The sequence below is a fragment of the Flavobacterium panici genome (assembly GCF_903819335.1).
GTDB lineage: Bacteria > Bacteroidota > Bacteroidia > Flavobacteriales > Flavobacteriaceae > Flavobacterium > Flavobacterium panici.
On the sequence record NZ_CAIJDE010000046.1, the window covers coordinates 76,277 to 95,361 of the forward strand.

A 19,085-nucleotide genomic window follows, 5' to 3' on the forward strand; every position below is an offset into this window, starting at 1 on the left:
AAACTTTTTCTAAAAAGGATATCCAATCGCGATATTCAAAATCAGGTTGTCTTTTCGCCATGGTCCGCTTCCGAAATTAATATCATCGATTACCCATCTTTGCCCGTCTGGCAGCGCTGGATTTCTAAGAGGAAAAGCCAAATCAGTTCTTAAAACAAGGAATGACAAATCGAAACGCAATCCGGCTCCTGCTCCAATGGCAAGCTCTTTCATAAAATCTTTTGAGATCTCAGCTCCGGGCTTATTAGGATCGGCATTTAAGAGCCAAATATTTCCTGCATCTATAAATAAAGCGCCTCTTACAACACTAAATAATTTTGCACGATATTCTGTATTGAATTCCAGTTTTAAATCTGCCGATTGATCTGGCGTATAATTGTTATTTGTCGTTGGCGGAATCACATAACTTCCCGGCCCTAAAGTTCTGGCTCTAAAGGCTCGAATACTATTGGTTCCTCCTACTACAAATTGTTTTGATGTAGGTAATGTATTTGAATTTCCATAAGCAAATCCAGCACCAACGATTAATCGGCTGGCTAATTCACTTTCTTTTCCTAATTTCAAATAATGCCTAAAATCTGATTTGATTTTCACATATTGGCTAAACGGAACATCAAATATGGTTTTTACTTTATTTGGATAATCTGCTCCTGTAACTAATCCCGTTATATTTCCCGCCAAATCTAATTCTCCATTAAAATAGATCGTATTTTTTCGGCGTTTCTGCATCGTGTTTGTATACGTATAACTGTAAGTCGGGCCAAAAATCAATTGTTTTTCGATTACCTTTTCTAATGCAGGATCTTGCTTTATATCTTCTAAATATTCAGCCGTAACATGGTTTGGACTCACATAAGTTATATCTATCACATTTAATTGATGTTCTTTTCGAATATTTTCTTTCCATAAATATCCAAAAGAGGCATTAAAGGAATTCAACGCATACAATTGTGTTCTTTTTTGATATTCATATCGTAGTGTCGCTTTGGTTCTTGGCACATATTCACTGTTTCCCTGAATATTAAAAGGCGATATAAATCTCGGCCAGGTCAAACTAACTTCTCCTCCAAGTTTATAAATATTTTTCCCTTTGTTAACTCCACCAAGCTGGAAATCGGCACCGCCAAAAACAGAAGCTGTAAATAGTTCCGCCCCTTTAAAAAAGTTTCGGTTATTCCAGTTTAGATTAACTTCTGTCCCTGTATAACTGGCTGAATTAGTTTTTCCTAAAACCTCAACCCTAATAAACTTTTTAGGCAGAAGCGTTAAGTAATAATACGAATCTAAAGTCTTTGGAATACTGTCTGATGGTTTAAATTCATTTTTTACAAAGCTGAATGTTCCCAGATTTACAAAACGGTTTAAGGTTAAATTATGATCTTTTCTATTGTATAAATCTCCTTTTTTAAAATATATCGTTCGATCGTAAATCCTTGGCTTAAAGGTTTCAGTTGTATCGATGATTGTAAAATCTTTGTATTTTGTAATATCTCTTTTTCTATAAACCACACTGTCATTCGAAAGAGAATAATTTGGATACACATAAATATTATTGATTTTATACGCTGTAAGGGCTTTTGGCGGCGTATCTGGCTTTATTACAATTCTAACTTTTACTTCGTGATCGCCTTTGCTGCTGTCTACCTGAGCCAAAAGGTAATCTGGGTTAAAATAAAAATAGCCTTTCTCTTTAAGTCTGGCGTCAATTCGTTCTCTTTCGGCTTTTATAACGTCCAAATCATACGGCTTTCCAACTTTCAATAAACTTCTTCGGCTTGATCTTCCTATAATTCTGGACATTGCCAAAGAGTCATCAGGAAAAGTCACGCTTTTAATGATATATTGTTTTTTAGGAATAACGGTATATTCTGCCGTAACTCGTTTGTTTCGAACTGTAGAATCGGCGCTGACACGGGTTTTAAAATAGCCTCGGTTTTCGGTAAAATTTCTTAAAACAGAAGCATTATAATCTAAATCGACTTTACTGAAAAGTACAGGCGGCTCACCTACTTTATTTCGAAGCCAATATCTGGTTCCTTTTTGTTTTTTAGGCTCTCCGGCAAGATTGTATATCCATAATTTAGGACGTAATCCTAAAATTTGTTTGTTTGGTTTTGGACGCAATAAATCTTCTAATTCTTTTTCGAGTGCTTTTCTTTCTTTTTTCTTTATTAAAGAATCTTTGACTTTTACAGAACCGCCAACGTAAAGCAAATCGCCTTCTGGCAGATATTTTGTATTACTGCAGCCTAAAACAAAAAACAGGCAAAACAGTACAAAATACTTTATATATTGATTTTCTATATGATTATGTTTTTTGTTCATTTCCTTCAATTTGATTTTCCTGCTGCTCTTCTTCTAATTTTTCCTTTTCTTTTGCTTCTTTCTTTTTTTGTTTTTCTTTCTCTTTACGGACTTTTTCTTCACGTATCATTTGCTTTTCTTGTTCTGAACGATGAAAAAGCTCTCTGAATTTATTGTAACTCATCGTAATGATGAAAGCAACACCCGTTTCTACAACCTGACCTTCAACTGCTACCTGATATTGATTTTTTCTGTAAGCACGAACCATATAACGTCCGTCTTTGGTAAGCTGATAATCCAGCGCAACGTCTCCTGCAATGTTGGTGCTTTCTTCGTTGGCACGCTCCGCACCTTCAACACCAAAACTACTTCCTACAGTAACTTTTAATCTGTCATCCAGCAGTTTTTTAGAAACGGCAACATTCAAATCGGTTCTATTTTGCATCGTTCCGGAGGTATAATCTTCTGTAGATTCTAAATCAAAATTGACTTCAAATCCCGTAATTAATTCTCCAGCCAGATTGTTTAATTGCTGCGAAAGAATTTTGCTCACACTTTGTCTTGCCAAAGATTCTGCATTTGTACCGCCGCTTTCACTTGCAAACGGATTTTCACCCACAAATCGGTTTAATAATAAAAGGGCAAAAACCTGTTTATTTAGTTCTGCCGGATCTTGTTCTAATTGTTTCAGCTTGGTTTGTGTAAGTTCAACCACATCCGAAGAAACATCGTAATTCCCTTCCGGAAGTACAATTCCAAAAGAAATTTCCGGCTTCATTAATTCTCCCTTCATTTTCAGTAAAGTCTGAAACGGAAGTTTTTGTTTGTATGTATTTCTTACAGCTGAATCATCGTTTCCAAGCTGATTTCCGAGTAAATCGATTGGCGCAGCATTTACTTTATAAATTGCCGTAATATTTAAATTTGCCATTGTAGGTTCACCGTTCCAGGTGATAAAACTTCCTTTTTGTATATCAAATTTTCTTCGGATTCCGTTAAAATTCATTTCATACGCACCATCTGTAAACTCGTATTTTCCGGTCAAAGTTGTTTTTCCAGATTTGTCGATTCCGCCAACTAATTCAGCTTCACCTTTCAGTTTCAAATAATCACCGTTTCCTTTATCAATAAGTAAAGTCAATTCTGCTTCTTTATCAATCGAAATGGCTACATTCACGTCCATTCCTTTTACATCAGACTGATTCAGTTCATTTTGCAGCTCAACAGTTTGTTTCAGGTACATATTATCTTCATCAACAAACTCTACAATTCCTTCACGATCTGCAATAGATGGATCTGACTGCGGCATTACAACCGTAAACTTGGTTTCTTTATTGATTTTAATTGTTCCATCGACAACCGGGCTGTCCAGATTTCCTGTAATATTTAGTTTGGTATCCAGGAACATATCACCATAAAACAAATCGTTATCAACTTCTTTAGAATGTATGGCTCTAAAATCATCTGCTGCAACAACTAAATCAAAATTATAACTCTTGAAATCAGGAGACTGAACCGTTCCGTCTACAGATAATTCGTTGTCGTTTTCGTCATTAAGCGTGAATTTATCAAAGGTAATTACATCATTATTAAAAGTGATTTTTTCATTATCGGTTTTAAAGAAGGAATTCAGCTGTGTGATTCTAAAACCGGCATCGTTAAAGTTTAATTCGCCCGCAACTTTTGGACTTGATGCGTTGCCAGCAACTTTAAAATTTCCCGATAGATATCCCGTTCCGTCTGTTACGTTACCCATTGTAAAACCCTGAATACTTTTGATATACAATTTATTGATATCTAAATTTAAATCAAGATTTCCGTCATCCATTTTGTAATTCCCGGTCAGGTTTACCTCGTTTCCTTCTCCGGTTAATGCCACATTTGCATTTAATAAATTATTGGTTTTATTATCCACTTTTATTTCAATGTCACCAACTGCATCTCCTCTAAAAGCAAAATCATCAATTTTTAAATCAGAAGTAAAAGTTGGGTTTGTCATTACGTTTTCGACAACAGCATTTCCGTTAATTAAACCCTGCATTAACAGTTTATCTTTTTTAACCATGTTCATAATGGTTTCGATTTTGAAGTTTACAAAATCGACTTGCAGCGGCGCATTGTCCTGTGTTCCCTGCGATTGAATTTTTAATTCATTTCCGTTATTGTTCAGGAAAAATTTATTGACGTAAAGACGTTTGTCTCCAAATTCAATTGCATTTTCAGGATCAATATTCCACTTGTCATAATTTAAAATGAAGTTTTCGGCATCGATTTTAAATATGTTTTTAGAATTTTCTGCTTTAAATTCTCCTGCTATAAAATATTGCTGTTTCTCTTTTGCATCCTGAACTTCAAGCGCATAAGTCAAAATATTATTTTCTACTTTTCCGGATAAACTAGTAAACGGAATTTTTAATGAACCGCTTTCAATAGTGGCAATAGAAACAGAATATTCTAAAGCATTTTCTTTGGCTTCAATATTAATTTTTCCGTCGGCAATTGTGTTTTCCGCATATACGATTCTTGGAATTGTTCCTCTTATTTCTAATGAATCGGTTACGTTATTGTATTTTCCAGTGATTTTAATTGGCTCTAAACCTGTCAGTTTCGGAATCAGTTTAAAAAGAATCGGATCGTTATCAACAGTTAATGTAAAAGCCAAACGCTGCTCGTCAGATTCTCCGTTTGCTTTCGGAGTTTTCAAATCGATATATTTTGACAATGATTTTTTTATCGCTGCTGTCAAAGTGGTCAATTTGTATTTTCCATCAACCTCAGCTTTTAAAAACTGAGAAGATATTTTAATATTGTTTCGGGTATTATCTGAAAAAGCAATGACACGAACCGAATCTAAAACGATTGGTTCTTTATCCTGTAAAATCTGAATGTTCGAAAGAAATACTTTTCCGTTCAAAAAATCCGGATTACTGTTGGCAATATCCGCATCAACATTACCGCGAAGTTTCATCGGTCCGGCATGAAGATTTAGTTTTTCCAGATCGGCAATATCCAGGTTTAGTTTTAATTTTATTGACGGATATTTTTCTTGTGTGTTTCCGCTCGCAGTCAAATCAAAATTTAAATTCGGGTCTTGCATTCCAGATTTTACTGCGAATGAACCGTTTGCAATATTTCCTTTTAAAGCTAAATCTCTATACGTATATCTGTTGAAAACTGCTTTCTGCACAATTCCGTCTAATTCTGCTTTTGCTGTTTTCGGGTCCAAACCATTCCCTTTTACTTTCGCTTTAAGCGTAATTTTTCCAATTGAATCGTTTTTGATTAATCTTCCTAAATCAAAATCAAGTAAATAAACGGTTGCATCGTATTTCTCTTTTTTCTTAACTCGCTGATCGAATAAAGCATCAACTTTTGCATTTCCGAAACTACTATTTAAAGCCAGATTAGTTTTGAAATTCTGAACAGAACCTTTAAATTTTCCCTGCAGGTTTATTTGTGATGGAAGCTGAATATTTTTCGGAATTGTTCCGGCTGGTACAAACGTATTTATGTCTTTAGAAGTCGTAGCAATTTTTTTGATATCTAAATCATAATATGCTCTTTGCGCATCAGGAAGTCCGGTTATTTTCCCCGAAAGGGAAACTTTTGTAGTTCCAATTCCGCTCATTTCGAATTTCGGAATATTCAAATCTTTTACTTTTCCGTTTACACGACTGTTTATGTATAAAACAGCATTTGGATTACTCTTAAACGGATTTGTTTTCTGTAAATCGGGAGCAAATAACAAAATGTCTTTAAACCCTATTTTTGAATCTTTAAAATTAGCATCGACAGCAAGATTTGCAATATCTTTTTGAAGCGCTGCGAGTGACTTGTATTCAACTTTGATTTTATCTTTTACAAGGGTTTGCGGTGTTTTTAAATACAGATTAATTAAATAGGCATTTTTTGGACCGTAGAAAAAATCTGTTTTTAAAGATTGAATGTTCAATCCACTTTTTTCTGTTGCTGCCAGTGATTTTATATTGCCCGAAATAATATTGTTACCATAATATAATTTCTCGGCTTCAAGATTGAATTTACTTAGATTTAAATGGCTGTAATCGATTCCTCTTGAAGTTGGTTTCGATTGCATATTATCAAATTTAAAAGCAATGTTTTGTATGTTGACTTTATTTAGTTTTGCTTTCCAGCCTGCTTGTTTTATCGCTGTTGTATCTAAATTTGGAGTTTGTATTTGTTTATCTTTTACTCCTAAACGCAGATTTCCGCTAAGATTTTTTAATTCGAAAGTATCGAAATCTAAAAGTTGTTTGTTTAAGTCGATTTCATTTACAGATAAATTCAGATTTCCGAGTTTTATTCCCGAATCTAATTTTGAATCTTTATTATCATAAGCAACATCAATTTTTGACAAACTGATTTTTCCCAGTTTTAATTTGAAGTCTTTGCGTTTTGAAATGGTATCTACGGTTTTTACCGAAACAACTGCAATTTGTTCCACAACATCTTGATTTAAAACTAATTTTAATCCATTTAAATCGATATTCGGAATATCAAAATCCATTTTATCCAAATCGAATTTATTGAATTTAGTATCGAAATGCGTCAGTTTTACGGCAATATCATTTTTAGAATAATCGTCTTTAAAATTAAATTTGATGTTATCCAGATTTACTTTTACAACTGAAATTTTAAATGGTTTAGCATTTGGATCTTCAACTTTGGGTTCTTTTGATTCGAATGCTTTTATGATATAATCGAAATTGAAAACCCCGTCTTTATTTCGGGAAATATTGGCTTTTACATTTTCAAGAGAAACAGAATTGATTTCGAGTTCACTGCTAACCAATTTAAAAAGGTCAACATCGATTTCTAAACGTTTCCCTGCCAGCAAAGTATCTTTTTTTTGATCTTCAAAATAAAAACCTTCCAGAACTACATCTTTCGGAAATTTGATAGAAATATGATCTAATGAAACTTTGGTTTTTATTTTTTTATGGAGATACGAAATCGCTTTGTCTTTGGTGAAATTTTGAACAGAAGGAACCTGAATTAATATAATAAGAAGTAATAAAAGTGCAACTACAGAAACCACGCACCATAATAGTACACGAAGTGTTTTTTTTACGTAATAAATTGGTTTCTTATTCATAGATCAATAAAATACAGGATTTAATTGCTTCTGAAAAAAGCATGGTTATACATCTTACAAAAATGGAAAATTTAAACCTTTAACAATTTACATAATTATTGGGAATTATTCTAAAATTTCACTGTAAAATAGTTAATTTCTTACTTTTGAATTTTAGCCACGAAGGCGCTAAGACACAAAGTTTTTTTATGCTTAAATATTTTATAAGAACGTTTTGTGCTTAATGAAAATTAAAATTTAATATGGAATCTTTTCTTCTAAAAGATTCATTTTCTGCTGAAGTTTGGCAAGGAATTTTTGGTGTTGTTCAGAATCTGGATTGAAGCTTCTGTGACGCAGGCTTTTTTGAATTTCATCTACTTCCTGCATTATTGAGATGCTTTCTTGCGAAATATAATTTTCGCTGAAAAGTTTCCAGATATAATCGATAGCGATTTGGTTGGGGTGAAGCATATCTTCGTTATAAAAACGATAATCGCGAAGTTCATCCATCAGGATTTCGTACGATGGAAAGTATTCAGTGTTCAGTTTAAAGTGTTCCGTATTTAACGCAGCATGCAGCGCTGAAAATAAATGTGATTTACTTAATTGATTTTCTACAAAACCATCTTTAATGTGGCGTACTGGTGAAATCGTGAAAATGAAATTGATTTCTGGATTTAAAGTCTGAATTAAATCGACTGTGTTTTGAATACTTTTTTGAATTACATCAACTGATAGTAATTCTTTTAAAAATTGTTTTTGAGGAACTTTATGACAATTGGCGGCGATTTCGGTGCTTTCGATATTTCTGTAAATCCATGAAGTTCCAAATGTGATAATGATATGTGTGGCTTCTTTTAACTTTTTGTTGGTTTCTGTAACGGCTTTGTTGAGTGTTTCTAACAATTCTTGTCGGTCAGCATTACTTAAATCGGAATGAACTTCAAAGCTATGCCAACGTTCGTTGTGAAAGAAAACGTCTTTTTCTGTAAACAATTCTTCTTTACAAACCCGACTAAATAATTTCTCTATTGAAACGGGATTGAATATAATTCCAAACGGATTTGTTTCATTTTGAAACTTAAAATAATCAAATTTCTCCGCCATATTTTCTGCAAAACAAGAACCTACAGAAAGTATCTTCGAATTATAATCGATTGGATTGTTGCTTTTTGAAATTGGAATTTGAGTTCTGAATTGCATGGCATATTATTTAAACACGAATTTCACCAATTTTTACCAATAAAAAAACCAAATACATGAAGTATTTGGTTCTGGGTAATTAATATAAATATTTTGTAATGGTTGTTACTTGTTTTCCTCCTTTATAATATGTTTCTAAGATTGGATATCCTTTCATATCATATTTATAGTCTTTTATATCAAGGTAATCACTTGAATCGACAGAAAAACTACTTAAACGATTATTAAAAGATGATTCTTCTTCATTTATAAGTGAACTCATACCTGTAATATTTTTAAAAGGAGAATTCATATTATCATAAACATAAGTATATGTATAAGAAGTGATGCCTGTTTTTGTTTTTACATAATCCCTTTTAATCAGATTTCCATTTTTAATCTTAAGTAAAGAAAAATAATCATCTTCTGCTTCGATCTTAGTTATATAATCTGTACTAAATCTTTGTTCTTTAACTAAAGTATCTGATAAATATGTGTACACCGATCTTATATTAATTTTACGAGGAGATGATGCCCAATTGTCCAGATATTTAATTGATGCTAATCTTCCATTTGTATAAGAATAGGTCTCTTCGTTAATTTTAACTTCTTTACCTTGAACAATATTATAATACGTTTTACCCACAATTACATTATCCTCATAATGGTAATAAATTTTATCTTTTTTATAGGATATACTTTTAATTTTATTCTTATCGTAAGAAAAAAGAGCAGTATCAGAACTAAAACCAGGATAAATAGATATTATGGCTTTAGGTAATATTGTCGTATCATCTTTAGTATTATCACTATCATTACTTGCATCACTTGAACATGAAAGGAATGTAAAAATTAAAATTAAGAAAAGGAGTAAATTCTTTTTCATTTGGCATGTATTAGATTTATACAAACAAACATATCGCACACCACTTAAAAAAATGAGCTATTCCTGTCATTTTACTATTATAATAAGGTATTTTTTATCTCAAGAACTAGTTGATGCATTCTATTCTATTCAATAATAATCTTTATCATTATAATATAATTTCTCAAATAAATACCAATACTTGCTCATTGTGTTATTAAACAATAATCCCTTCGATATAAGCTAAAAATCAATTATTAAAAATTTACATTTTTAATAACAAAAATCAACTCCATCAAGACAAACTATTGCTTACTTTTGCATCTTCCATTTTTTTATACTCTATATGAAATTATTATATTCTTATATAATCAAACACAAAATGCTTTTGCTTTTTGCTTTGATTATGGCCTCTATAAACATTTGTTTCAGTTTATCAGACTCTATTATTACCGGTAAATTAATGCAGGATTGCGGTGTTGGATTACACAAATACGAAGGAAATCCAACTGGTTTTATCAAATCACTTTCTTTCTGGCTTGGGCTTTCACTTGGTGCTGCGATGATTTCCAGAATTACCAAAAACTTTCAGGATTATTTCACTAATGTTGTGATCCAGAGAACCGGCGCTCAAATGTATACCGACGGAATTAAAAAATCCCTCGATTTACCTTACGCCGAATTTGAAGATCAGCGAAGCGGTGAAACTTTGAGTAAGTTAACCAAAGTTAGGTCTGATTCTGAAAAATTAATTACACTTTCGATTTCTTTGATTTTTCAAACCGTTATCGGATTCATTTTTGTAATTCTTTATGTTGCCCGAATTGATTTTCGAATCTCACTTATCTTTTTAATTACAGCTCCAATTATTGCTTTGGTAAGTTCTTATTTGGGTAAAAAGATTAAGATAGTTTCTAAAAAAATTGTCAATCAAACGAATGCTTTGGCAGGTTCTACAACAGAGAGTTTACGAAACATCGAATTGGTAAAAAGTCTTGGTTTAACGTACCAAGAAGAGAAACGTTTGAACTTAAACACATTTAAAATTCTGCAATTAGAATTAGAAAAAATCAGATTTATTCGAAGTTTGAGTTTTATTCAGGGAACAACAGTTCACTTTTTAAGAACTTGCGTTGTTTTCACTTTGTATTATTTCTTATTTGGAGGAAAAATTATTGTGGGTGATTTGCTGACAATGGTATTCTTTACGTTTTTCATTTTTGGTCCGCTTCAGGAACTTGGAAATTTCATTATTGCATTGAATGAAACTAAAGTTTCGATGGAAAACTTTAAAACATTATTAAGCGCTCCAAAAGAATTCCGTCCAAAAAATCCAAAACATGTTGGGGCAATTCAGTCGTTATTATTTTCGAATGTAAGTTTTCAGCATAAAACGGCAAAATTCAAAGCCGTTGAAAATATCAATTTTGAAATCAAACAAGGTCAAACTGTTGCGTTTGTCGGTCCGTCTGGTTCAGGGAAAACAACTTTGGTTAAGTTATTAGTTGGTTTATATACTCCGGCCGAAGGTCAGGTTCTTTATAATGATATTGATTCTACAGAAATTGATTTACTAGACTTAAGAAAACAATTAGGTTTTGTAACGCAGGATGCGCAATTATTCTCTGGAACAATTCGCGAAAACTTATTATTCGTTAAACCAAATGCAACCGATGAAGAGTTATACGACGCTCTAAAAAGAGCAAGCTGTGATAAACTTCTTAAACGTGCAGAAGATGGTTTAAACACTACAATTGGTGAAGGCGGAATCAAAGTTTCGGGTGGAGAAAAACAACGTTTATCTATTGCCAGAGCGATTCTTAGAAATCCGAATTTATTGATTTTTGATGAAGCAACTTCTGCTTTAGATTCTATTACTGAAGAAGAAATTAATGCTACAATTAGAAATATATCTGATAAAAACAGAATCACCGTTTTAATCGCGCACCGTTTATCAACTGTAATGCATGCTGATAGAATTTTTGTTCTGGAACAAGGTAAAATCATCGAGCAAGGTAAACATGATGATTTAATTGTAGAGAGAGGTTTGTATTACGCTATGTGGCGTCAGCAAATTGGGGAACGAAAATAGTTGCGCGTAAAGAATCTCGCAAAGTCGCAGAGTCGCAAAGTTTTTTTTAAGCTTTGCGACTCTGCTTTTATTTAAAGTTTTTTAAGTGTTTAATTAAAGATTTGAAACTACCCTTTTTATACCAAATTTGATAATTGGTACATTGAAGTTTATAAGTAGACCTAGTTTCATTTTTGTGATTTTAAGATAAGTCAGCACTTGTTTTGCGTGGATATCTGTTAGCTGTTCTATTGATTTTATTTCTAAAATCACTTTATTTTCTACTATTAAATCTGCTCTAAAACCAATATCTAAATTTATTTGATCCCAAATAACAGGCAACGTTTTTTGTCTTTCTACACTCAACCCTCTCTTTGTCAATTCATGATGTAAAATAGCTTCATATACTGACTCCAACAATCCAGGCCCCAATTTTACATGTATTTTATAACAAGCATCAACTACAACAGCCGAAATTTCATTCTCAGTCATTTTAAAATATTAAAGTAAAAACTTACAAATGTAGTTTATTAAACCAAAAAAAATCGCAAGGTTTAAAAAACTTTGCGACTTCGCGTCTTTGCGAGATTAAAAAAAAATTAATAAACTCAATACTTAGCGAGCAAGACTATTCCAAAAAAAATCGAAAAGCTTAAAAAAACTTTGCGACTCTGCGACTTTGCGAGATTAAAAAAAAACTTACTTTAAAAACTCAACTGCCTTAGACAAAGCCTCAGCAATTCCAGCAGCATTTTTTCCTTTTCCAGATGCGAAGAAAGGCTGTCCTCCTCCATTTCCGTCAATATATTTACCTAATTCTTTGATTACTGCATTAGCATTTAAGCCTTTACTTGCAACCAATTCTTTAGCGATATAACAGTGAATATTTGGTAAACCATCTTCAACAGAAGCTAAAAAAACAAATGAATCTGGTTTTGAACTTCCTAAAGCTGAAGCTAAATCTTTTGTAGAAGCCATGCTTAAATCAACTTGTTTAGCAAGGAAATTTACTCCGTTTACTTCTTGAAAATCTTTCTCTAATTCTGTTTTTAAAGCGCCTACTTTTTCTTTAAGCAACTGCTCTACTTGTTTTTTCAACTTAGCATTATCATCCTGAAGAGAAGCAACAGATTTCAAAATATCCTGTGGATTTTTAAGCGTTTCTTTTATCTCTGCCAATGTATTTTCCTGGTTTAGATAGAAGTTTTTCACCGCATCACCAGTTATCGCTTCGATACGACGAATTCCTGCCGCAACAGCACCTTCAGAAATAATTTTGAAATGCCAGATCTCTGCTGTATTTTTTACGTGAATACCTCCACATAACTCTTTACTTTCACCAAATTCAATCATACGAACATTATCGCCGTATTTCTCACCAAATAAAGCCATTGCGCCTTTATCTAATGCTTCCTGAATTGGAATGTTTCTGTGTTCAACCAACTGTAATTGTGCTTCGATTTGAGCATTTACAGAAGCCTCAACTTGTTTAATCTCTTCATCCGAAACTTTACTGAAATGAGAAAAGTCAAAACGCAGGTAATTTGAATTTACCAACGATCCTTTTTGCTCCACATGCGTTCCTAAAATAGTTCTCAAAGCTAAATGCATTAAATGCGTAGCGGAGTGATTTTTAGAAGTTGAAGTTCTTAAATCAGTATTTACTTTTGCTGCAAAACCTGCTTCTACATTTTCGGGAAGTTGTTTTGCGAAATGTAAAATCAAGTTATTTTCTTTCTTGGTATCGATAATTTCAATTGTTTCGTTTGCCGAAACCAATGTTCCTTTATCACCAACTTGTCCTCCCCCTTCTGGATAAAATGGCGTATTATCTAAAACGATTTGGTACAAAATACCATCTTTTTTAGAATCAACTTTTCTGATACGAGTAATTTTTACTTCGTTTTCAATTTTATCATAACCTACAAATGTTTCTACATTTCCAGGAATCAAAACATTCCAGTCTTCTGTTGAAACTTCAGAAGCGGCACGAGAACGTGTTTTTTGTTTTTGCAATTCAACTTCAAATTCTGCTTCATTATAAGAGAAACCTTTTTCTTTTAGGATCAAAGCTGTCAAATCTTTTGGAAAACCAAACGTATCATACAACTCAAAAACCTTAGCGCCAGAAACTTCTTTTCCTGTAGTTTCTGTAACTACATTTTCTAACAATTGTAAACCTTGATCCAAAGTTCTTAAGAAAGAAGCTTCTTCTTCACGAATTACATTGGTAACTAATTGCTGCTGCGATTTAATTTCAGGGAAAAATTCTTCCATTTGGTTTGCCAGAACTTCTACCAATTTATTAATAAAAGGTTCTTTTGTGTTTAAGAATGTAAACCCGTAACGAATTGCACGACGCAAAATTCTACGAATCACATATCCAGCTCCCGTGTTTGATGGTAATTGCCCGTCAGCAATTGCAAAAGCAACCGCACGAACGTGATCTACAATAACACGAATTGCAATATTGGTTTTATTTTGTTCTTCTGAGATGTTTTTTACTTCATCAGATGTATATTTTAAACCTGTAATTTGTTCTACTTTTTCGATAAGCGGTGTAAAAACATCTGTATCATAATTTGATGTTTTTCCTTGCAAAGCCATACACAAACGCTCAAATCCCATTCCGGTATCAACGTGTTGTGCAGGAAGTTTTTCTAACGATCCGTCAGCTTTACGGTTGAATTCCATGAATACATTATTCCAGATTTCAACTACCTGCGGGTGATCGTTATTTACCAAACTTTTTCCTGTAACTAAAGCTTTTTCAGCTTCCGGACGTAAATCAACGTGAATTTCAGAACAAGGTCCGCATGGTCCCTGATCTCCCATTTCCCAGAAATTGTCTTTTTTATTTCCAAGAATAATTCTATCCTCGTCAATTAATGTTTTCCAGATATCCCAAGCTTCCTGGTCAAAAGGAACATTATCTTCTTTGCTTCCTTCAAAAACAGAAACATAAAGATTTTCTTTTGGAATTTTATAAACTTCTGTCAAAAGCTGCCAAGCCCAGTTGATTGCTTCTTTTTTGAAGTAATCTCCAAAAGACCAGTTCCCTAACATCTCAAACATAGTATGATGATAGGTATCAAAACCTACATCTTCAAGGTCATTATGTTTTCCTGAAACACGAAGACATTTTTGCGTATCGGCTATTCTTGGACTTTTTGGAGTTCCGTTCCCTAAGAAAAATTCCTTAAACTGGGCCATTCCCGAGTTATTGAACATTAAGGTTGGATCGTCTTTAAGAACGATTGGAGCCGATGGAACAATAAGGTGTCCATTGCTTTTAAAAAAGTCTAAAAATTGCTTACGTACGTCTTGTGATTTCATATTTAAATTAGAAAATGTATCTGTTTACAAATGTGTCAATTTGATAATGTGATAATTAGAAATAATCTCAAATTAATAATGCGTTAATTTTAAAATCGAAAATTAAAACTTATGCTTTTCAACAATAAATTGCCTATTTTGCGCATTATATAATTATGTAATTCCCCCAAATTATCAAATTATTTTGTTCTTGTAAAAAAGCTGTCAACAATTGAAACATTTAGCACTATTGTTCGACTAATTGATTTTACAAGCTGCAAAAATAGCGTATTTTAAAATATGGCGAAAGTAAAATATTATTACGACTCAGAAAATCTGGCTTATACAAAAATAAAAACCAGAAAAAGAATCAAAATCGGTTATGCTTTACTGTTTTTAGTGGCTTCGGCATTGTTTGGATTTTTAGTTTTTGTACTTTTAATTAACACTCCGTATTTTGAAACGCCAAAAGATCGTTTACAGGCACGTGAAATTGAAAATTTAAAGCTGCAATATTCTATTTTGAATAAAAAACTGGACGAAATCGACGCTGCCGCAGAGGCTTTAGAAGAACGTGACAATAATATTTACAGAGTATATTTTAATAAAGCCGAAATTCCGGATTCTATTAGAAAAGCAGGTTTTAGAAACCCTGAAAGATATAAAACATTAGAAGGTTACAACAATTCGCAGCTGGTTTTGAATACGACAAAAAGAGTAGATAAACTTTCAAAAGAATTGGCGATTCAGTCTAAATCGTTAGATGAAATATTGAAATTAGCCGGTGCAAAAGAAAGTTTATTATTAGCGATTCCGGCTATTCAGCCTGTGCGAAATGAAAATTTGAAACGTGTTGCATCTGGTTTTGGATACAGGATCGACCCTTTCACGAAAGTGCGAAAAATGCACAACGGAATGGATTTTACTGCCAACACAGGAGCGCCTGTTTATGCCACGGGAGACGGCGTTGTGGCAAGGGCTGACAACACAGCTTCGGGCTTTGGGAACCATGTTGTGATCAGGCATGGTTTTGGATATGAGAGTTTGTATGCGCATTTAAGCAAATATAACTGCAGACCTGGACAACATGTCAAACGCGGTGATATTATAGGTTATGTGGGAAGTACTGGAAGATCTGAAGGGCCGCATTGTCATTACGAAGTACATAAAGATGGGAATGTTGTCAACCCGCTGAACTTCTATTATGGTAATATTTCGGCGGCAGAATACGTGGCAATTTCGAAAATGGCAAACCAGGAAAATCAGTCATTAGATTAATACTACAAAAAGTATTATTTTTGAAATAAATTAGAAACAAAAAAACATGCATATTGAGCTTTCAAAAGATAAAAGATATTACAGTATTGGCGAAGTTGCCAAGGCTTTTAATGTCAATGCATCCTTGATACGATTTTGGGACAGCGAATTTGATATACTGAAACCAAAAAAGAACGCCAAAGGCAACAGAATGTTTACTCCAGAGGATGTAACCAATCTGCAATTGATATATCATTTAGTTAAAGAAAGAGGTTTTACCCTTGAAGGTGCCAAAACACATTTAAAAGAAGGTCAGAAGAAAACATTAGATAAATTCGAAATAATACGTAAATTAGAGACCATAAAAACGCAATTGAACGACATCAAAAACGAATTGTAATTAAAAATAGAAATAAACTTAAATCAAAACAAATATGAAAAAGTGGTTAATCCCTGTAGGAATTATTATCGTATTTATTGCCATTATCGCATTTTGGTCGATTGGAATTAAAAATAGTGCTTTGCAATACAGCCAGGCTGTAAATAAAGAATGGGGTAACGTACAAACAGCTTACCAAAGAAGAAATGACCTTATTGGGAATTTAGTAAATACGGTTAAAGGTGCTGCGGATTTTGAAAAATCAACTTTAACAGCAGTAATCGAAGCTCGTGCAAAAGCGACTTCTGTAACAGTTGATCCAAGTAATGTAACTCCAGAGCAATTAAAAGAATTTAATCAGGCTCAAAGCGGTGTTTCTTCTTCTTTATCAAGATTATTGGTTTCTGTGGAACAATATCCAACATTGAAAGCAAACGAGAATTTCTTGAAATTGCAAGACGAATTAGCAAGTACAGAAAATCAGATTTTAACGGCTAGAACTCGTTTTAACGAATCTGTACAAGGTTATAATGGTTACATCTTAAAAATTCCAAATAACTGGTTCCTGAGCGAATACAAAGAAAAACCATACTTCGAGGCTTCTACCGGAGCAGACAAACCAGTTGAAGTAAAATTCTAAGAATTTAATATTTTTAGAAAATAATCTAAAATCACAAATCTAAACTCTAAAATATTTCACATGTCAAAAGTAGAAGATTTTTTAACCAAAGCAGAAGAGCAGGAAATTGTTGAAGCTATTCGCATGGCCGAAAATAATACTTCTGGCGAAATTAGGGTTCATATAGAAAAAACAACTTCTAAAGCTCATTATGACCGAGCTTTAGAAGTTTTTCATGAATTGCGAATGCATGAAACCAGACTAAAAAATGGTGTATTACTCTATTTTGCAGTTGAGGATAAAAACTTCGTGATTTGCGGAGACAAAGGAATCGATGATTTGGTTGCTGATGATTTTTGGGATTGTACCAAAGACATTATGACCAATCATTTTAAATCTGGTAACTTTAAACAGGGAATTGTTGACGGTATTTTGAATGCCGGTGAGCAGCTAAAAAAGCATTTTCCTTCATTAGCAGACGATACAAACGAATTATCTAACGAAATCTCAAAAGGATAAATAATGAAAAATTCCAATAATAAAATTTTAAATTCCAACAGAATTTTTCAGTTTACTCTTTTGTTAATCACGCTTTTTATCAGCAATAGCATTTTTGCTCAATTCGATATTCCAAAAAAACCGGATTTTCAAACTTCTGTTTACGACTATGCAAATGTTTTAAGTGCTGCTGAAAAAACGCAGTTAGAAGAAAAACTAGTTCGTTATTCTGATTCGACTTCCACTCAAATTGTAGTGATTACTATTGAAAGCTTAAAAGGCGAAGATATTGGAATTCTTACTCCAAAATGGGCTCAGGAATGGGGAATTGGACAAGCAAAAGAAGACAACGGTGTTTTAATTTTATTGGCTAAAGCCGAAAAAAGAATCTGGATTTCGCCTGGTTATGGATTAGAAGATCGCTTAACGGCAGGAATTGGAGGAGAAATTACCCGAAACATTATTATTCCTGAATTTAAAGCCGGAAGTTATTATCGCGGACTTGATAAAGGTGCCGATGCGCTTTTTGATGTTTTTAAAGGCAAATACAAAGGCGAACGCAAGCAGTCTAAAGGAAAAGACTTTCCTATACTTCCATTTATCGTTATTGTTGTAATTGTTTTAATTTTACTTTCTCGCGGCAAAAGAGGAGGTGGAAATTCTGGCAGCAGTGGCGGCGGTCCAAGCCTGATGGATGTAATCCTTTTAAGCAGTCTTGGCAGAAGCAGCGGCGGCGGATTTGGAGGTTTTGGCGGTGGTTCATCTGGCGGAGGCGGCGGTTTCGGCGGTGGATTTGGCGGAGGCGGATTCTCTGGAGGAGGTTCTGGCGGAAGCTGGTAGAAAAAGAAAAACAGTTTGCAGTCACAGTTTTCAGTTTCAAGTTTAAATTCATACATTTACATTTTACAATTAATTATATAGATGTTATCACATAAAGCAAAATACGCCCTTAAGGCCTTACTTTATTTAGCAGAACAAGACGAAAATCACATTTCTAGAACTATAGAAATAGCTGATGGCGCTAACATTCCTAAAAAGTTTTTAGAACAGATTCTTTTAGACTTAAAACGAGGACGTTTTGTGAGCAGTAAGCAGGGAAAATTTGGCGGATATTACCTGATAAAATCAAAAAATGACATCACTTTGGCAGAAATTCACCGATTATTTGACGGTGCAATTGCACTTTTGCCATGCGCTTCTTTAAATTTTTACGAGCCTTGCTCTGATTGTAAAACCGAGTCTGAATGCAGTCTGCGTCACGGTTTAATGCTTATTAGAGATAAAACTTTAAAGGCTATGGAAGGTATCACAATAGCTTCACTGGTAAATAAATAAAAAAATATTTTCTAATTCCTAGTAAATCGATAGAATTAATATTTATATTTGCACAAAATAATTAACTAACCATTTACAAAATTTTTAACATGAAAGTACATTTTAGTCCATCGGGTGTATCAAAATTTTTGCAAAATAAACAAACAGGGCTTTCTGCTCCTG

At 33.3% G+C, this 19,085-nt stretch carries 13 protein-coding genes; 7 read left to right on the forward strand and 6 right to left on the reverse strand.

Translation table 11 applies throughout. The annotated features are described in order from the left end of the window. Nucleotides 1–9: 9 nt before the first annotated feature. The 4 genes from tamL to FLAPXU55_RS14380 all read right to left on the reverse strand — a co-directional run bounded on the left by tamL (nt 10) and on the right by FLAPXU55_RS14380 (nt 9,470). Nucleotides 10–2,325, reverse strand: a complete 2,316-nt coding sequence (gene tamL, locus FLAPXU55_RS14365; protein ID WP_180858565.1) for a translocation and assembly module lipoprotein TamL — start codon at nt 2,323–2,325, stop codon at nt 10–12. Continuing rightward, nucleotides 2,309–7,420 carry a translocation/assembly module TamB domain-containing protein gene (locus FLAPXU55_RS14370; RefSeq protein ID WP_180858567.1) on the reverse strand — a complete coding sequence of 1,704 codons (5,112 nt, stop codon included), beginning with the start codon at nt 7,418–7,420 and terminating at the stop codon, nt 2,309–2,311. The genes tamL and FLAPXU55_RS14370 overlap by 17 nt, the downstream gene beginning before the upstream one ends. A gap of 237 nt (nt 7,421–7,657) precedes the next feature. Continuing rightward, nucleotides 7,658–8,605 carry a GSCFA domain-containing protein gene (locus FLAPXU55_RS14375; RefSeq protein ID WP_180858569.1) on the reverse strand — a complete coding sequence of 316 codons (948 nt, stop codon included), beginning with the start codon at nt 8,603–8,605 and terminating at the stop codon, nt 7,658–7,660. A gap of 79 nt (nt 8,606–8,684) precedes the next feature. Beyond that, nucleotides 8,685–9,470 (reverse strand): hypothetical protein, encoded by a 786-nt coding sequence (locus FLAPXU55_RS14380; protein ID WP_180858570.1) that lies wholly within the window; start codon nt 9,468–9,470, stop codon nt 8,685–8,687. 325 nt (nt 9,471–9,795) lie between these two features. Between FLAPXU55_RS14380 and FLAPXU55_RS14385 the strand changes: the two genes are divergently transcribed. After that, on the forward strand, nt 9,796–11,541 hold the full coding sequence (locus tag FLAPXU55_RS14385; protein WP_053470533.1) for an ABC transporter ATP-binding protein: 1,746 nt from the start codon (nt 9,796–9,798) through the stop codon (nt 11,539–11,541). A gap of 93 nt (nt 11,542–11,634) precedes the next feature. Here FLAPXU55_RS14385 and FLAPXU55_RS14390 read toward each other — a convergent pair whose 3' ends face one another. Continuing rightward, nucleotides 11,635–12,012, reverse strand: a complete 378-nt coding sequence (locus tag FLAPXU55_RS14390) for a GxxExxY protein (RefSeq protein ID WP_180858571.1) — start codon at nt 12,010–12,012, stop codon at nt 11,635–11,637. Nucleotides 12,013–12,219: 207 nt separating this feature from the next. Next, complete coding sequence (alaS, locus tag FLAPXU55_RS14395) at nt 12,220–14,856, reverse strand: alanine--tRNA ligase (protein WP_180858572.1); 2,637 nt, start codon at nt 14,854–14,856, stop codon at nt 12,220–12,222. 279 nt (nt 14,857–15,135) lie between these two features. On the opposite strand from alaS, the gene FLAPXU55_RS14400 reads away from it, so the two are divergent. The 6 genes from FLAPXU55_RS14400 (at nt 15,136) to FLAPXU55_RS14425 (ending at nt 18,923) form a co-directional block, all read left to right on the forward strand. Then, the gene (locus tag FLAPXU55_RS14400; protein WP_180858574.1) at nt 15,136–16,113 is read left to right on the forward strand and encodes a peptidoglycan DD-metalloendopeptidase family protein; all 978 of its coding nucleotides are present in this window, start codon (nt 15,136–15,138) and stop codon (nt 16,111–16,113) included. Between the two features lie 46 nt (nt 16,114–16,159). Next, the gene (locus FLAPXU55_RS14405) at nt 16,160–16,492 is read left to right on the forward strand and encodes a MerR family transcriptional regulator (protein ID WP_053470537.1); all 333 of its coding nucleotides are present in this window, start codon (nt 16,160–16,162) and stop codon (nt 16,490–16,492) included. 34 nt (nt 16,493–16,526) lie between these two features. Then, entirely contained in the window at nt 16,527–17,111 is a 585-nt protein-coding gene (locus FLAPXU55_RS14410; RefSeq protein ID WP_180858576.1) for a LemA family protein, read from the forward strand. Nucleotides 17,112–17,171: 60 nt separating this feature from the next. Further along, nucleotides 17,172–17,609: a TPM domain-containing protein gene (locus FLAPXU55_RS14415; protein ID WP_053470539.1), complete on the forward strand. Its 438-nt coding sequence runs from the start codon at nt 17,172–17,174 to the stop codon at nt 17,607–17,609. A 3-nt stretch (nt 17,610–17,612) separates the two neighbouring features. Further along, nucleotides 17,613–18,428: a TPM domain-containing protein gene (locus tag FLAPXU55_RS14420; RefSeq protein ID WP_053470540.1), complete on the forward strand. Its 816-nt coding sequence runs from the start codon at nt 17,613–17,615 to the stop codon at nt 18,426–18,428. An 81-nt stretch (nt 18,429–18,509) separates the two neighbouring features. Further along, the gene (locus tag FLAPXU55_RS14425) at nt 18,510–18,923 is read left to right on the forward strand and encodes an RrF2 family transcriptional regulator (RefSeq protein ID WP_053470541.1); all 414 of its coding nucleotides are present in this window, start codon (nt 18,510–18,512) and stop codon (nt 18,921–18,923) included. The last annotated feature ends 162 nt before the right edge of the window (nt 18,924–19,085 follow it).

What these genes read in the sequence shown, in the direction of transcription:
- tamL (WP_180858565.1), bottom strand. Translation starts at nt 2,325, where the DNA reads ATGAACAAAAAACATAATCATATAGAAAATCAATATATAAAGTATTTT.
- FLAPXU55_RS14370 (WP_180858567.1), bottom strand. Translation starts at nt 7,420, where the DNA reads ATGAATAAGAAACCAATTTATTACGTAAAAAAAACACTTCGTGTACTA.
- FLAPXU55_RS14375 (WP_180858569.1), bottom strand. Translation starts at nt 8,605, where the DNA reads ATGCAATTCAGAACTCAAATTCCAATTTCAAAAAGCAACAATCCAATC.
- FLAPXU55_RS14380 (WP_180858570.1), bottom strand. Translation starts at nt 9,470, where the DNA reads ATGAAAAAGAATTTACTCCTTTTCTTAATTTTAATTTTTACATTCCTT.
- FLAPXU55_RS14385 (WP_053470533.1), top strand. Translation starts at nt 9,796, where the DNA reads ATGAAATTATTATATTCTTATATAATCAAACACAAAATGCTTTTGCTT.
- FLAPXU55_RS14390 (WP_180858571.1), bottom strand. Translation starts at nt 12,012, where the DNA reads ATGACTGAGAATGAAATTTCGGCTGTTGTAGTTGATGCTTGTTATAAA.
- alaS (WP_180858572.1), bottom strand. Translation starts at nt 14,856, where the DNA reads ATGAAATCACAAGACGTACGTAAGCAATTTTTAGACTTTTTTAAAAGC.
- FLAPXU55_RS14400 (WP_180858574.1), top strand. Translation starts at nt 15,136, where the DNA reads ATGGCGAAAGTAAAATATTATTACGACTCAGAAAATCTGGCTTATACA.
- FLAPXU55_RS14405 (WP_053470537.1), top strand. Translation starts at nt 16,160, where the DNA reads ATGCATATTGAGCTTTCAAAAGATAAAAGATATTACAGTATTGGCGAA.
- FLAPXU55_RS14410 (WP_180858576.1), top strand. Translation starts at nt 16,527, where the DNA reads ATGAAAAAGTGGTTAATCCCTGTAGGAATTATTATCGTATTTATTGCC.
- FLAPXU55_RS14415 (WP_053470539.1), top strand. Translation starts at nt 17,172, where the DNA reads ATGTCAAAAGTAGAAGATTTTTTAACCAAAGCAGAAGAGCAGGAAATT.
- FLAPXU55_RS14420 (WP_053470540.1), top strand. Translation starts at nt 17,613, where the DNA reads ATGAAAAATTCCAATAATAAAATTTTAAATTCCAACAGAATTTTTCAG.
- FLAPXU55_RS14425 (WP_053470541.1), top strand. Translation starts at nt 18,510, where the DNA reads ATGTTATCACATAAAGCAAAATACGCCCTTAAGGCCTTACTTTATTTA.